We start from the raw sequence: 14,675 nt of genomic DNA, 5'->3' as shown, positions 1-14,675 counted from the left end.
GCCGTTCGACGGGGGAGACCCCGTCGTGGGGAGGGACTCCCGTCGGTCAAGGAGAGGGGTCCAGGGGGCGACCGGAACGAGCGGTAAGGTAGAAGCGAGCGGCCTCGGTGCGGTTACGGACCCCCAGTTTCTGGAAGATGTTTTGGAGATGGAACTTCACCGTGGAGAGCTTCAGGCCCAGGCGGCGGGCGATCTGTTCGTTGCGAAGCCCCTGGGCCACCAGGGCCAAGATCTCGCGCTCCCGCTCGGTCAAGGCGGCGAGGCCCTCCGGGGCACGGGAGCGCAGCCAGCGCCGGGCCGCCTGGGGAAAGACCAAGTGGCCCTGGGCCACCTGCCGGATGGCCGTGAGCGTCTGTTGCGGCGGCTCGGTCTTCAGCACGAAGCCATCGGCCTCCTGCTCGATGGCCATCTGGATGAACTCCCCATCCCCGAAGGCGGTGAGGATCAGGACGCGGGTCCCCGGGCTGACCTCCCGGATCCGCCGGAGGCATTCCCATCCAGAAAGGCCGGGCATTTGGAGGTCCAGCACCACCACATCGGGGCGCGCCTGCGCCACCACAGGGATCAGATCCTCCCCATCGGTCACCGCGGCCACGACCTCGATGTCGGCGGCGGCCCGGAGCATGGCCTGGAGGCCCTCCAGCACCAAGGGATGGTCATCCGCCAGCACCACGCGGATCCGTCGGTGGGCTTTCCCTTTCAGCATGGCAACCACACCCGAACCCGGGTCCCACGGCCGGGGACGCTCTCGATCTCAAAGCGGCCGCCCAGCAGCTCCGCGCGATCCCGCATCCCGCGGAGCCCGAAGTGGCGAGCCGCCTCCGCCGAGCGTTCATCGAGGAACACCTGGGGGTTGAACCCTTGGCCCTCGTCGCGGACCTCCAGCCAGAGGCCGCCGGGCTCCCCCCGCAAGCGCACCACGTAACGGGAGACCCCGGAGTAGCGGGCGGCGTTGTTGAGGGCCTCCTGGAGCAGACGGTAGAGGGCGATCTTGACCGGGAGAGGCGGGGTGGGCAACGTCCCCTCCACCTCCAGGAGGACCTCGTGGCCGGTCAGGATCTCGTGTTGGAGGATCAAGCCGTGGACCATGGCCAGGAGAGGGCGTTGCTCGAACTCCGGGGGGCGAAAGGCGCCGATGAAGGTCCGGATCTCCGCCAGGGCCTGCTCGAGGAGCCGGGCCGCCTGCTCCAGCCGGTGCCGTTGGGGGGGACGCCGCGGCCTTTCTTGCAGGGCGAGTTGGATCTGTGAGAGGGCGGCGAAGATCTCCTGAACTGGGCCATCGTGGATGTCCAGGACGATGCGACAGAGTTCCTGCTCCTGGATGTGGAGCAGGCGCCGGGAGGCCTGTTGCTCACGCATCAGTTGCAACATCACCACCGCCAACCGTCGGACCGGCTCCCAGACGGTCGGATCGGGATCCCCCGCCTCTGGGCCCGACCAGAACAGGTGAAGGGCGCCCAGGGGCTGCCCGCCTTCTTCCAGGGGGAAAACCCGCTGGGGCCCGCCAGCGGGGGCTATCCCCTCCGGCTCAGCGACGACCAGGCGCTCCCCAGGCCCCAGCACCCCCGGGGCGGCGATCAACCATCCCCCCTGGGCCCCGGCGACTTTCACAGCCAGCCGGACCAATTCCCGTCCGACGGCCTCTGGACCGATCCCTTCCCGCATGGGATCTCCTCCATAGCCCGTGGCCCCCAGGCGCCGAAGGGCGGCGCGGCCGGTGGGCGGTGATGAACGGCGTGGAAGGCGACGGCGCCTGGCCGCGATGACGATCGCCAGGGAGGCCTTGCGTCGGTCACCCCAATTCCCTCGGGTTTGCCCTTTTCCGCGGATCGGAGCGGGACCGTTGTTTTGAAAAACAAAAGGGCGGGAAGAGAACCCGCCCCTTTGCTCCCTCCAAAACACCCCCCCCACCGCTTCCCCGCCGTCCTGGCGGGGGGCCGGACCCTGGGCTGCGCGGGTGGGCCCTTACAGCAGGCCCGCCGCCCGCAGGGCCTTCAGGGTGGTCCGCCGGCTCTTGCGCAGCTTGGCCGCCTTCTTGCGCTTGCGGATGACGCTGGGCGGCTCATAATAGCGCCGGCGGCGCAGCTCCGACAGCAGTTTGTCGGCCTGGATCTGCTTGTTGAACCGTTTGAGAGCCGACTCGAAGGACTCGCCTTCCTCGATGATCACCCGGGCCAACGCGCTCACCCCCTTTCGCAGTGAGATTCCCGCTCTCATTATACGGGCCCGTTGGAGGCCCTGTCAACCGGCTCCCGGGGCCGGGGTGGGATCGCGTTACAATGACGAGGCGATCCCTGATCCCGGGAGGCTGATGGCATGCGCAGCCTGGTGGTGATTCCGACCTACAACGAGCGGGAGAACATCGAGGCGCTGGTCCACGCCGTCCTGAGCCTGCCGCTCTCCCTCGAGGTGGTGGTGGTGGACGACAACTCACCCGACGGCACGGGGGCGATCGTGGCCGCCATGGCCGCGCGGGATCCTCGGGTGCACGGCATCCACCGGCCGGCGAAGCTGGGCCTGGGCACCGCCCACGTCGCCGGCTTCCGGTTCGGCCTGGAGCGGGGCTACGACCGCATCCTGACGATGGACGCGGACTTCTCCCACGACCCGGCGGCCCTCCCGGATCTCCTCCGGGGCAGCGCCGAGGCCGATATGGTCATCGGCTCGCGCTACGTGCGGGGCGGCCGGGTGGTCGACAGCCCGTGGCACCGGCGCCTGCTGAGCCGGGGGGCGAACCGCTTCGCCAGAACCATGCTGGGGCTGGCCCCGCGGGATGTCACGGCCGGCTTCCGGTGTTATCGCCCCGAGGTGCTGCGGGCCGTCCGTCCGGAGACCATCCGGGCCGAGGGCTATGCGTTCCTCATCGAGATCACCTATCGGGTGCAGCGGGCGGGGTTCCGGATCGCCGAGGTGCCCATCACCTTCCGGGACCGCCGCCGCGGCCGCTCCAAGGTCTCCCGGCGCGAGATCTGGCGCGCCTGGCTCACCGTCATGCGCCTGGCCCTGGACCGCCGGCCGCTTTGAGGGCGTGGGGGGCTGCCGTGGAGTTTGTGGCCTGCAACCTGTGTGGTTCCTCCCGCGCCCGCCTGCGTTTCCCCAGCACCCTCTCCCGCCGCCGCGGCAGCGCGGCCGACTTCCGGTGCACCAGCAACGGTTACGGGATCCATCCGCCCATCGTCCAATGTGTGGATTGCGGTCTGGTTTACGCCAACCCCCGCTGCGAGGCGGGGGAGATCACCGGAACCTATCGGGCCCTCGAGGACCCGCTGTATGTGCTGGAGCGGGAAGGGCGGGTGCTGACCTTTGAGCGCCACCTTCGGCCGATCGAACGGTTGGTCGGGCCAGGGCGGGGGCGGCGGCTGCTGGATGTCGGCTGCCACATCGGCGTGTTCCTGGAGATCGCCGCGGCCCACGGTTGGGAGGCGTGGGGGGTGGAGCCCTCCCGGTGGGCGGTCGGCGTCGCCCGCTCCCGGGGGCTGCGGGTGGTGGAGGGGACGCTACGGGAGGCCGCCTTCCCGGACGCCTGGTTCGATGTGGTCACCATGTGGGACGTCATCGAGCACCTGACGGATCCGCTGGGGGAGCTCCGCGAAGTGCATCGTATCCTGAAGCCGGGGGGGTGGATGGTGATCCACACCATGGACATCGAAAGCCCCTTCGCCCGCTTGCTGGGACCCCGATGGCCATGGCTGATGGAGATGCATCTCTATTACTTCTCCCGCCGTACCCTCCGGGCGATGCTGGAGAAGGCTGGTTTCCGGTTCCATAGCGCCACGGTCCAGGGGCGCTACCTACGCCTGGGCTACCTGGCCTCGCGGCTCCGGGCCCTCTTCCCCCGGCTGGGGATGGCCCTCGCGGCGGTCATCCGCCTGGTCCATCTCGAGGGCCTGCCGGTCCATATCAACCTGGGGGATCTCTTCACCGCCTACGCTTGGAAGCCAGCGGAGGAAGAGGCCCGCGTCCCCAAAGCTGGCCCGGTTGCCCCCTCCTCATGGCCCGCTTAGAATGGGGATGGATCCCTCCCATGCCGGAGGTCGCCATGAACATCCCGCCCGATCTGCGCTACACCGAGTCCGATGAGTGGGTCCGCCTGGAGGGCGAGGAGGCTGTCTGCGGCGTCACCGATTACGCCCAGAGCCAGCTCTCCGACGTGGTTTATGTGGAGCTCCCCGAGGTCGGCCGCACGTTCCAGAAGGGGGAGGTCTTCGGCACCATCGAATCCGTGAAGGCCGCCGCCGATCTCTACATGCCGATGAGCGGGACGATCACAGCGGTCAACACGGAGCTGACCCAGAACCCGGAATGGGTGAACCAGGATCCCTACGGGCGGGCCTGGCTGATCCGCTTCCGGCCTAGCAACCTCGCGGAATACGAGACCCTGATGGACGCCGCGGCCTATCGCGCCCACTGCGAGGCCCGCGCCCATTGAGGGGGCGGCGGAGCCCTTCCGGCACCCCCTCGAACCGGAGGCGGTCATGCGGTTCCTCCCACACACCGAAGCGGAGCGCCAAGAGATGCTTCGGGTCATCGGCGTGGAGCGCATCGGGGACCTCTTCGCCGACGTCCCGGAGGCCTATCGCTTCCCCCCGCTGAACCTTCCAGAGCCCCTGACCGAACTCGAGGCCCGCTGGGAACTGGAGGCCCTCGCGGAGGCCAACGCCCACGTCGGCCAATATGCCTGCTTCTTGGGGGCGGGGGCCTATCACCATTTCATCCCCGCCGTGGTGGACGAACTGCTGCGGCGCGGCGAGTTCTACACCGCCTACACCCCTTACCAGCCCGAGGTGAGCCAGGGGACGCTCCAGGCGATGTTCGAGTTTCAATCCATGGTCTGCGCCCTCACGGGGATGGAGGTGGCCAACGCCAGCCATTACGATGGCTCCTCCGCCCTGGCCGAGGCGGTGTTGATGGCCCTCCGCCTGACCCAGGGGGAGCGCCCCAAGGTGCTGCTCTTCCCCACCTTGCACCCGGAATACCGGGCCGTGGTTCGCACCTACGTCCAACATCTGGACGTCCGTCTGGAGGGCGATGAGCCGCAGCCTCTGGAGCGCCTCCGCCAGCCGCTGGCGTTGCTGGAGGATCTGGAGGGCCGCCTGGACGCGAAAACGGCGGCGCTGGTGGTGCCTTACCCGGACTTCCTGGGGCGGGTGCTTCCGCCCGCGCGCCTGCGGGAGACTGCCGAGCGAGTCCACCGGGCGGGCGCCTTTCTCATCGCTGTGATCAACCCTATCGCCCTGGCCCTCTTTGAGCCGCCAGGCGCGTGGGGGGCGGACATCGTGGTGGGCGAGGGGCAGCCCCTGGGCATCCCCCTGAGTTTCGGGGGGCCGTATCTGGGGCTGATGGCTACCCGCATGGCCTTCGTGCGCCAGTTGCCGGGGCGTCTGGTCGGGGAGACGGTGGATGGGGAGGGCCGGCGGGGCTACGTGCTCACCCTCTCCACCCGGGAGCAGCACATCCGTCGGGAGAAGGCCACCAGCAACATCACCACCAACGTCGGCCTGATGGCCCTGGCGGCCACCATCTATCTCTCGGCCCTGGGCCGGCACGGGCTCCGTCAGGTGGCCCGGCTGTGCTACCACAAAGCCCACTATCTGGCCGATCGCATCGCCGCCCTGCCTGGTCACGAGGTCTGGCGGGAGCATCCTTTCTTCCACGAGTTCGTGGTGCGGCTCCCCCGTCCTGTCCCGGAGGTCCTGCGTCTCCTCTATGAGGACTATCAGATCATCGGGGGCTACGATCTCGGCCGGGCGGATCCCGCCCTGGAAGGCCATATGTTGCTGTGCGCCACCGAGATGAACACCCGCGAGGAACTGGACGCCCTGGTAGAGGCCCTGGCGGAGATCGGCGCCGCCGCGTTGTGAGGTCGCTTCGCCTTCGTCGCTCTCAGGAGGTGGCCCATGCCGGAGCCCCTGATCTTTGAATACTCGGTCCCCGGCCGGCGGGGCATTGCGCTGCCCGAGCCGGACGTCCCCGAAGCCCCCCTGCCGGAGGGCTTCCTGCGGGAGGACCTTCCCCTGCCGGAGGTCAGCGAAGTGGACGTGGTCCGCCATTTCCTCCGGCTCTCCCAGATGAACTACGGGGTGGACAAGGGTTTCTACCCCCTGGGGTCTTGCACCATGAAATACAATCCGAAGATCAATGAGGAGGTGGCTCGCCTGCCCGGCTTCGCCCGCCTCCACCCGTATCAGGATCCTGAGACCGTGCAGGGGGCCCTGGCTTTGATGTATCACCTGCAGGAGTTTCTGAAGGAGATCGGCGGCTTCGCCGCGGTCTCTCTGCAGCCGGCGGCGGGCTCCCAGGGGGAACTGGCCGGCATCCTTATGATCCGGGCCTACCACCGGGACCGGGGGGAGGGGAAGAAGCGGATCAAGATGCTGATCCCTGATTCCGCCCACGGCACCAACCCAGCCTCCTCGGCCATGGCCGGCCTGCGGGTGGTGAACATCCCCTCGGATCGGCGGGGGAACATCGACCTGGACGCCCTGCGCCGGGAGTGCGACGAGACGGTGGCCGGCCTGATGATCACCAACCCCAACACCCTGGGGTTGTTCGACGAGAACCTGTTGGAGGCCATCGAACTGGTCCACCGGTGCGGCGGGCTGATCTACGGGGATGGGGCCAACATGAACGCCCTGCTGGGGATCTGCAAGCCCGGGGAGATGGGGTTCGACGTGATGCACTACAACCTGCACAAGACCTTCAGCACGCCCCATGGGGGAGGCGGGCCGGGGGCCGGCCCCATCGGGGCCAACGAGCGGCTGGCTCCGTATCTCCCAGGTCCCCTGGTGGCCATCGACCGGGAGCGGACGGTGCACCCAGACGAGCCGGTTTACACCTTCGTCTGGCCGGAGCGGAGCATCGGCCGGGTGCGGGCTTTCCATGGCCACTTCGGCGTCTTCGTCCGGGCTTACACCTACATCCGGATGCACGGTCCACGGCTGCGGGAGGTCTCCGAGGCAGCCGTGTTGAACGCCAATTACCTGCTGGCCCGCCTGCGGGATCTCTACCCTGTGCCTTACGACCGTCTCTGTAAGCATGAGTTCGTGATCATGGGGAAGGTGCCCGGGACGCCGATCCGCGCCCTAGATATCTCCAAGCGGCTGATGGATTACGGCTTCCATCCGCCGACCAATTACTTCCCGTTGATCGTCCCGGAGGCGTTGATGATCGAGCCCACAGAGACAGAGAGCAAGGCGACGCTGGACGCCTTCGTGGAGGCCATGCGACGGATCGCGGAGGAGGCGCGGACGGACCCGGGCCAGGTGCAGACAGCCCCCCACACCACACCGGTGCGGCGCCTGGATGAGGCCCGCGCGGCCCGCCAGTTGATCCTTCGCTACAGCGCGGCGCCGGAGCCGCGCCCCACCCCTGTGTGAAGCCGGGGTGCGCGGGGCTTTGCGGTCGCCCCGGAGATTTCGGGGCCCGGAGGCTCCCCCTTTAGGGCCGGCCCCACAGGGTGGCGGCCAAGGCCAGGAGGAACGCGCCTAGGGCCAGCAGGGCCAGGGTCCGCTGACGCCCCCACAGGACCTCCCACGGGGTCTCCGGTGGGGCCCAGACCGCCGCCGGGGGGCCGGGGGGAGGGCTCCCCCGCAACATCGCCCGGAAGGCGGCCACGCTCGGCGGGCGGTCATTTGGATGCATGGCCATGGCGCTCAGGATCGCCCGCTCCACCCGGGGGGAGATGCGGGGGTTCAGTGCCCGGGGCGGGATCAAACAGTCCGGCTGGAGGAACCGTTGCCGGGCGTCGGGGGGCGGGGTGTTGGTCAGCAGATGGTAGAGGGTCGCCCCCAGGGCGTAGATGTCCGAGCGCGCATCGGTGTGCTCCGCATCCCCGCCGTATTGCTCCAGGGGGGTATAGGCCGCTGTCCCCCGCCCTTGCAGCACGGTGATGGTGCGGTGCTCGTCGGGGCTCAGGATCTTCACCAGGCCGAAGTCCACCAGTTTGATGCGCCCTTCGGGGGTGAGTTTGATGTTGGAGGGCTTGATGTCCCGATGGAGCACCGGCGGGTTCTGCCGGTGCATGTAATCCAGGGCGTCGCACAACTGGTCCGCCCAGTCCAGGACCGTGCGCTCGTCCAGGAAGCGGCCGCTCGCCCGTGCCTCGTCGATGATCTCCTTCAAATCGCGCCCCGGCACGAAGTCCATCACCAAATAATCCCGATCCCCCTCGGAGAAGTAATCGGAGACCTTGGGGAGGTTGGGGTGGTCCAGCCGGGCCAGGACGCTGGCCTCCCGATAGAACTGCAGACGGGCTTGTTCCCGATCGGCGGGGTCCACCTCGAGGCCGAGGAGGACCTCCTTGACGGCGCAGCGACGGCCCTCCAGCAGGGTGTCCTCGGCTTCGTAGACGGCGCCCATCCCGCCTCGGCCGATGGGGCGCAGGATCTTATAGCGGCTGTGGAGCAGCGTCCCCGGCTTGAGCATGGCGGCCCTCTTCTCCAGATCTCCGTGGGGCGTCTTCTCTCATTTTAAACCGAAAACCGTGGGGGCTCGGGCTTGGTTTCCGAGGAAAAAGCCCGGCAGGAAGGAGGCGCTGGGCCGGCGCCGCCCTCCCGCCCGGTGCGACGGCGGCCGGGGAGGGTTTTTATCCGGGCCCTGGGCCTTCGAAGCGGGCCCGGAAGGCGGCTTCGAAGGGCTGCAGGGTGGCCTCGTCAAGAAGGACCAGCCGGATCTCATGGGGCGGCTCACCGGGGTGGGCGGCGGCGAAGGCGGCGATGGTTTCCCAAAAGAGGGGGGCCGCCCGCTCCTTCGGGAACCCGAAGATGCCGGTGCTGATGGCCGGCATGGCGATGCGCCGGTAACCCTGCTGCCGGGCCGTCTCCAGGACGTTTCGGATCGCCTCCGCCAGCATGCGGTCCTCCCCCTGGTCCCCGCCGGCCCACACGGGGCCGACTACGTGGAGGATCGCCCGCGCCTTCAGGCGCCCCGCCCCGGTGATGGCCACGCCGCCGACCGGGAGGGGGCCGTGCCGGCGCACCCATTCCGTGCTTTCCTCCTGGATCTGGGGACCGCCTTTGCGGACGAGGGCCCCGGCCACGCCGCCCCCGTGCTGCAGCCAGGCGTTGGCCGCGTTGACCAGGGCCTCGGCTTCCTCCTCGGTGAGATCACCGTGCACGAGGACGAGGCGATGGCCGGAGGGGAGGGTCGTCTCGCCGACCACGCGGTTGCGGCGGGCCATGGTTGGGCCGGCCTCCTTCTGGCTACTTGCCCACCGCGGTGATCTCGGCCGGCCCGAGGCGCCGGCCTTTGAGGACGGCGCGCACGGCGTCGGCGAACCGGTTGAGGGTCTCGTCGACCACCTCGGGGGTATGGGCGGCCGAGGTGAACCACGGCTCCCGTGGATCCACCTCGAACATCACCCCGCGCTCGTAGCAGGCCAGCCCGATCTCCGCGTAGAGTTCGATGTCGCTGCGCATGGTGTCGCGGTGATCGCGGGGGGTCCCCTCGAAGTTCAACAGGAAGCTGAACATGTTGGGATGTCCGGAGACGGCGTGGGGGATGCCGGCCTCGGTCAGGATCTCGCTGATCCCCCGCATCAGCCGCTCGCCGGCCCGGGCAGCCCGCTCCAGGGCGTCGGTGGTCTCCAGGACCTCCAGGGTGGCGTCGGCGGCGGCCGTTCCCACCACGTTGCCGTTGTAGGTCCCGGCGTGGGCCACCGCCCCCGGCTCGATGGTCATCATGATCTCCCGGCGGCCCCCGATGGCCGAGATGGGGAAGCCGTTGCCCATGGCCTTGGCATAGGTGGCCAGGTCGGCCCGCACCCCGAAGTATTCCTGGGCGCCGCCCCGGGCGATGCGGAACCCGGTCTTGACCTCGTCAAAGATCAGCACGATCCCGTATTCATCGCACAGGCGCCGCAGGAAGGGAAGGAACTCGGGGTGGGGCATGATGGCCGCGCTGTTGCCCAGCATGGGCTCGACGATGATGGCGGCGATGTCCCCCCATTTGGCCTTCACTGTGCGCTCCACGGCCTCGAAATCGTTGAAGGGCAGGGTGATGACCAGGTCGGCGATGACGCGGGGGATGCCCGAGCTGGCGGTGACCGGGATAGGATGGCGGCGGCTGCCCATGGCCTGCCGCAGGGCCATGGCCGTGGAGAAGAGCAAGTAATCGTGGTGGCCGTGATACTGCCCCTCGAACTTGATCACCTTCTCCCGCCCGGTGTAGGCCCTGGCGATGCGCAGGGCGTGCATGGTCGCCTCGGTCCCCGAGTTGGAGAACCGCACCATGTCCACGCCCGTCATCCGGATGATCCGCTCCGCCGCCCGGATCTCCCATTCTGTGGTCGCGGCGAAGATCACTCCATCCCGGATGGCCTGGCTCACCCGTTCCACCACCGTGGAGTGGCCGTGCCCCAGGATCACCGGGCCGTAGCCCAGGCGGTAGTCCACATATCGGTTGCCGTCCATATCATAGATGTAGGGCCCTTCGCCCCGGCTCACCACCATGGTCTCTTCGTCGCCCCAGTAGCGGAAGTTGGAGGTTACCCCCCAGGGCATCACTTCCTTCGCACGGCGGAACCGTTCTCGGGTCTTCGGCCAATGGCGCATGGGCTCCTCCTGTTTCGGGTGTTCGTATGGACGCCTGCCGCTATGCTTCAGCCATCTCGATCTGGATCCCCCGCCGGGCCAGTTCCTCGAAGAACCGCTCCGGGGGGATCGCCCGCTCGGGGGGGACCACGCCGCGGGCGGGGATCTCCCCGCGGGCGATCATCTGGGCCCCGATGTTCCGGTAGTAGGCGGCCTCGCCGCCCCAGACCTCCTGGGGCGGATGCCGGTTGCGCAGGACGAAGGTGCGGGGCCGCCCGCCCTGCCGGCCGTGGACCTCCACCACCAGCCCGTAGGCCCAGCGCTCGTTCCGCCGGGAGGCGGGGAGAGCGGCCAGGAGGCGAGCGACCACATCGATGGCCGGCCAGGACCCTCCGTCCATGGGGACCGGGGTGGAAGAGAGGGCGCCCAGATCGTAGAGGGCGCGCATCGCCTGCATCACGGGGGGCGGAAAGCACCCCCGGACGGCCACCCGGCGCACCCCCGGGAAGCTGCGGGGCATGGTCCGGGCCTCGTCGTGGGGCACGTAGTAAACGGTCTGTTCGCCGATCTGCTCGTGGAAGCGCGCCCGCTTCTCCCCGGAGAAGGGCGGGGCCGGATGCCAGGCCCCTTCCTCCCAGTAGACCATCGCCCGCTCCGGCTCCTCGGGGTTGAACTCCCAGAGGGTGGTGCGGAGCAGGCCGGGGGAGGGGGCTAGGCATCGGAAGGCGGCGAAGGCGATCTCCACCGCCTCCACCTGATCCAGTTGTCGGGCAGCGTAGGCGGCCATCACGTTGGTCGTGCCCGGGGTGGCGCCCACGCCGGCGATGAACACCACGCCCTTCGCCCGGGCGGCCTCGTCCAGATCGAACTGCGCCTCGTCGAAGGCCAGATCCACCCCGCTGACGCCGGCCTCGACGCAGGCGCGGGTGACCAGCACGTCGTAGGCGAAGGGGAGGCCGTTCATCACCACGTCGAAGCCGCGGATCAGGCGGACCAGGGCCTCCTCGTCGCGCACGTCTACGGGGACGACCCGCACCCGCGGGTCGCCCAGATCGCGGGCGAGGCCCTCCGCCTTGGCGGGGTCGATGTCGGCGATCACGATCTCGCGGATGGCCTCGCCGGATCGGCAGAGGTCGCGGGTGGCCTCACGGGCCACCGCCCCTGCCCCTCCTAAGGCCAAGACGCGCATGGCCTCCTTCCTTGGGGAAATTCAGGAGATGAGGCCGGAGCAGACAGCCGGGGGGATCCTCAGGGAGTCAACAGTCCGCCGTCGCCCAGATGACCCAGAAATGGCAGCGCCGCATGCGGGGCGCGGCCGAGCGCCGTGCAGGCCCGCCGGAACCCATGGATGGTCTCATGCCTGGCCCCCGGGCTGAAGGATCGGCTTCGTCGCCTATTTTAGGCGGCCCCGCCGGGCCCGGGCAAGGGCCCCCAGGCTCTCATCCGGCCTCTCCGGCCTCGGCCGCGATGGCCTCTAGGGCCTCCGGCTTGAGCACGGCGACGAAGGGGAGGTTGCGGAACTTCTCGTCCAGGTCGAGGCCGTAGCCGAAGACGAAGACGTTGGGGATCTCGAAGCCCACGTAGTCCAGGGGGACGTCGATTTCGCGGCGGGCCTTCTTGTTCAGAAGGGCGCACACCCGCAGGGTGGCGGGGTTCCGGGTCCACAGCAGCCGCAGGATGTGATCCAGGGTCCGGCCGCTGTCCACGATGTCCTCGACGATGAGGACGTGGCGGCCCTCGATGTTGGTTTGCAGGTCCATGAGGATGCGCACCACCCCGGTGGACTGACGGGCGCCGACGCCGTAACTGGTGATGGCCATGAAGTCGATCTCGTGCGGGATGGTGATGTGGCGCATGAGGTCGGTGAGGAACACCACGCCGCCCTTCAACACGCAGACCAGGATCAGATCCTTGCCCGCGTAATCTCGGGAGATCTGGGCGCCCAGTTCGGCGATGCGGCGCTGTAACGCTTCGGCAGGGATCAGCACCTGCTCGATCAGGTGCGCGCACCCCCAGCGATCTGGTCCCTCCATGGATGGTTCCATACTCAGGCCTCCATCCTCGGAGCCGGCAGCGGGCCCTCCGAGGGCCCCCGCGATGCCTGCTCAATCCCGGGGGACCACATGGCACCGACGGCAGCGGGCCTCGTAGGTCTCGCTCCCGCCGACCAGGATCACCGGGTCGTCGTAACGGGCCGGCCGCCCATCGATCAGGCGTTGGGTTCGGGTGGCTGGCGCCCCGCAGACCACGCAGATGGCGTGGAGTTTATCGACGCGCTCGGCCTGGGCCATGAGGAGCGGCATGGGCCCGAAAGGCTCGCCCCGGAAATCCATATCCAGCCCCGCCACGATCACCCGGATCCCCCGCTCGGCCAGTTCCTGGACCACCTCGGCGATCTCCCAGTCGAAGAATTGGGCCTCATCGATACCCACCACGGTGGTCTCCGGCTGGAGATGCTCCAGGATGGCCCGGGCGTGGGGCACCGGGATGGCCTCGATGTCCATGCCGTTGTGGGAACGCACCCGCTCCACGCTGTAGCGAGTGTCGATGGCGGGCTTGAACACCTGGACCTGCTGGCGGGCGATCTGGGCGCGGCGGAGCCGGCGGATGAGTTCCTCGGTCTTGCCGCTGAACATGCACCCGCAGATCACCTCCACCCAGCCGCTCCGTTTACGGTCCATGGCGGCCTCCCCGATCCCCAGGGGCCGCAGATCCTGTGCCGTTCTCGCCTCCATGGAGGCGGCCACCTCTTCTCAGGGTCGGTTGATGTCCGGAGCACAGCCGCGTCTGGCTGGGAAAACCGGCGAGCTGGCCGCCAGGGCCCGCCCGCCGATATCATCCTTCTTCCTCGCTGCCCTCCAGGGTCTCGAGGAGCGCCTCGGGCTCCTCGACCACCTCGATCACCGCCTGCTTGCGTTTGCGGCGCTGGGCCCGCTCCGCCCGCGCCTTGAGGTATTCCTCGTCGCGGGCGCTCAGGCGCCGCATGAAGCGGTCCACCTGTCCTTCTTTGTCGACGATGCGCTGCTCGCCGGTGAAGAAGGGGTGGCATTTGGAGCAAACATCGGTGCGGACCACCGGCACCGTCGCGCCGGTGGTCCAGGTGTTGCCGCAGGCGCAGATCACCTGGGCGTTGGGATACCACGTCGGATGGATCCCCGGCTTCATCGTCACCTCCCAGCTTGGGCCGCGCCGTCGGGGGTCACGGGGTGCGGATACACGCTCACCCGCTTGCGCCCCCCGCGCATCGGCTCGAAGCGCACATAGCCGTCGATCAGCGCGAACAGGGTGTAGTCCCGGCCCATCCCCACGTTGTGGCCGGGGTAGATCCGGGTGCCGCACTGGCGGACCAGGATGTTGCCGGCCCGCACGAAATGACCGTCGAACCGCTTGACGCCGCGGCGCTTGGACTCGCTGTCCCGTCCGTTCCGGCTGGCGCCGCCGCCCTTCTTGTGGGCCATGATCGCCTCCTCTCTTTCTTCTTCTTCGTTCAACCTTGAACGGGGACCGCGCCGACCTGGATGGCGTCCACGCGCAGGACCGTGTAGGTCTGCCGGTGGCCCTGCTTGCGCCGATAGCGCTTGGCCCCAGGCCGGTACTTGAAGACGATGATCTTCTCGCCTTTGACGTGCCCCAGCACCGTGGCCCGCACCCGGGCCTCCGGCACCACAGGCCGTCCGATCTGCACCTGGTCCCCTTCCCCGACCATCAGGACGCGGTCGATCTCCACGGCCTCGCCGGCCGCGAGGGGGAGTTTCTCCACCTGGATCCGATCGCCGACCCGGACACGATATTGATGCCCACCCAGTTCGATGACGGCGAACACGATGGACCTCCCGAAGGATCTGGCGCCGATGATGAAGAAAGGGCCGCGCCGGGCGGCCCTTCCCTTGCCGGACTGGCTGCGGGGGGAGGACTCGAACCTCCATACCCGGATCCAGAGTCCGGTGTGTTGCCCCTTACACCACCCCGCAGGGCCGTCCTTCATTTTACACAGGGAACGTCCCCCCGGTCAAGGGCGGGGTTCGCAGACCATCGCGGTGCAGACGCCAGACAAAGGGAGCCTGGCGTGAGGGTCGTGGGGCGGTCACGGCGTGATGGGGGTGAGGCCGTGGGCGGTGAGGGCTTCGGGGTTGAGGAGGCGGTTGC

16 protein-coding genes, 1 tRNA gene and 1 pseudogene are annotated in these 14,675 nt (G+C 68.7%); 5 read left to right on the top strand and 13 right to left on the bottom strand.

What is annotated here, in order from left to right; genetic code table 11:
- Positions 1-46: 46 nt before the first annotated feature.
- From C4313_RS06205 to rpsU, 3 genes are all read right to left on the bottom strand, one after another.
- Positions 47-706, bottom strand: coding sequence for a response regulator (locus tag C4313_RS06205; protein WP_352428999.1), 660 nt, complete (start codon positions 704-706; stop codon positions 47-49).
- Positions 700-1,665: a sensor histidine kinase gene (locus tag C4313_RS06200; RefSeq protein WP_352428998.1), complete on the bottom strand. Its 966-nt coding sequence runs from the start codon at positions 1,663-1,665 to the stop codon at positions 700-702. Before C4313_RS06200 ends, C4313_RS06205 begins: the two co-directional genes overlap by 7 nt.
- A 300-nt stretch (positions 1,666-1,965) precedes the next feature.
- Complete coding sequence (gene rpsU / locus C4313_RS06195) at positions 1,966-2,187, bottom strand: 30S ribosomal protein S21 (protein WP_503012453.1); 222 nt, start codon at positions 2,185-2,187, stop codon at positions 1,966-1,968.
- A 129-nt stretch (positions 2,188-2,316) separates the two neighbouring features.
- Between rpsU and C4313_RS06190 the strand changes: the two genes are divergently transcribed.
- From C4313_RS06190 to gcvPB, 5 genes are read left to right on the top strand one after another with little or no spacing between them, the layout of a single operon-like run.
- The gene (locus C4313_RS06190) at positions 2,317-3,024 is read left to right on the top strand and encodes a polyprenol monophosphomannose synthase (protein ID WP_352428997.1); all 708 of its coding nucleotides are present in this window, start codon (positions 2,317-2,319) and stop codon (positions 3,022-3,024) included.
- A 17-nt stretch (positions 3,025-3,041) separates the two neighbouring features.
- The gene (locus tag C4313_RS06185) at positions 3,042-4,004 is read left to right on the top strand and encodes a class I SAM-dependent methyltransferase (protein WP_352428996.1); all 963 of its coding nucleotides are present in this window, start codon (positions 3,042-3,044) and stop codon (positions 4,002-4,004) included.
- Positions 4,005-4,039: 35 nt separating this feature from the next.
- A complete protein-coding gene (gene gcvH, locus C4313_RS06180) occupies positions 4,040-4,429 on the top strand; it encodes a glycine cleavage system protein GcvH (protein ID WP_352428995.1) in 390 nt (129 codons plus the stop codon).
- Positions 4,430-4,475: 46 nt separating this feature from the next.
- A complete protein-coding gene (gene gcvPA, locus C4313_RS06175; RefSeq protein ID WP_352428994.1) occupies positions 4,476-5,861 on the top strand; it encodes an aminomethyl-transferring glycine dehydrogenase subunit GcvPA in 1,386 nt (461 codons plus the stop codon).
- 36 nt (positions 5,862-5,897) lie between these two features.
- Positions 5,898-7,376 (top strand): aminomethyl-transferring glycine dehydrogenase subunit GcvPB, encoded by a 1,479-nt coding sequence (gene gcvPB, locus C4313_RS06170; RefSeq protein WP_352428993.1) that lies wholly within the window; start codon positions 5,898-5,900, stop codon positions 7,374-7,376.
- Positions 7,377-7,437: 61 nt separating this feature from the next.
- On the opposite strand, the gene C4313_RS06165 is transcribed toward gcvPB, so the two are convergent.
- From C4313_RS06165 to C4313_RS06120, 10 genes and pseudogenes are all read right to left on the bottom strand, one after another.
- Complete coding sequence (locus C4313_RS06165) at positions 7,438-8,424, bottom strand: serine/threonine-protein kinase (protein WP_352428992.1); 987 nt, start codon at positions 8,422-8,424, stop codon at positions 7,438-7,440.
- Between the two features lie 160 nt (positions 8,425-8,584).
- Positions 8,585-9,178, bottom strand: coding sequence for a macro domain-containing protein (locus C4313_RS06160; RefSeq protein ID WP_352428991.1), 594 nt, complete (start codon positions 9,176-9,178; stop codon positions 8,585-8,587).
- A 22-nt stretch (positions 9,179-9,200) separates the two neighbouring features.
- Positions 9,201-10,550 carry a guanitoxin biosynthesis PLP-dependent transaminase GntE gene (gntE, locus tag C4313_RS06155; RefSeq protein ID WP_352428990.1) on the bottom strand — a complete coding sequence of 450 codons (1,350 nt, stop codon included), beginning with the start codon at positions 10,548-10,550 and terminating at the stop codon, positions 9,201-9,203.
- A gap of 40 nt (positions 10,551-10,590) precedes the next feature.
- On the bottom strand, positions 10,591-11,718 hold the full coding sequence (locus C4313_RS06150; protein WP_352428989.1) for a saccharopine dehydrogenase family protein: 1,128 nt from the start codon (positions 11,716-11,718) through the stop codon (positions 10,591-10,593).
- Between the two features lie 250 nt (positions 11,719-11,968).
- Positions 11,969-12,574, bottom strand: a complete 606-nt coding sequence (gene hpt, locus C4313_RS06145; protein ID WP_352428988.1) for a hypoxanthine phosphoribosyltransferase — start codon at positions 12,572-12,574, stop codon at positions 11,969-11,971.
- Between the two features lie 60 nt (positions 12,575-12,634).
- Complete coding sequence (locus tag C4313_RS06140) at positions 12,635-13,210, bottom strand: thymidine kinase (protein ID WP_352428987.1); 576 nt, start codon at positions 13,208-13,210, stop codon at positions 12,635-12,637.
- A gap of 277 nt (positions 13,211-13,487) precedes the next feature.
- Positions 13,488-13,694, bottom strand: a pseudogene (rpmE, locus tag C4313_RS06135) (50S ribosomal protein L31); the annotation flags it as partial.
- Positions 13,695-13,696: 2 nt separating this feature from the next.
- Complete coding sequence (rpmA, locus tag C4313_RS06130) at positions 13,697-13,987, bottom strand: 50S ribosomal protein L27 (RefSeq protein WP_352428986.1); 291 nt, start codon at positions 13,985-13,987, stop codon at positions 13,697-13,699.
- 29 nt (positions 13,988-14,016) lie between these two features.
- Positions 14,017-14,352 (bottom strand): 50S ribosomal protein L21, encoded by a 336-nt coding sequence (gene rplU, locus C4313_RS06125; protein ID WP_352428985.1) that lies wholly within the window; start codon positions 14,350-14,352, stop codon positions 14,017-14,019.
- A gap of 73 nt (positions 14,353-14,425) precedes the next feature.
- A tRNA-Gln gene (locus C4313_RS06120) sits at positions 14,426-14,500 on the bottom strand.
- Positions 14,501-14,675: the final 175 nt, after the last annotated feature.

Origin of the sequence: Thermoflexus sp. (assembly GCF_040289485.1) — a bacterium.
In the GTDB taxonomy this organism is placed as follows: domain Bacteria; phylum Chloroflexota; class Anaerolineae; order Thermoflexales; family Thermoflexaceae; genus Thermoflexus.
This window is presented reverse-complemented; position numbering and strand designations above follow the sequence as displayed.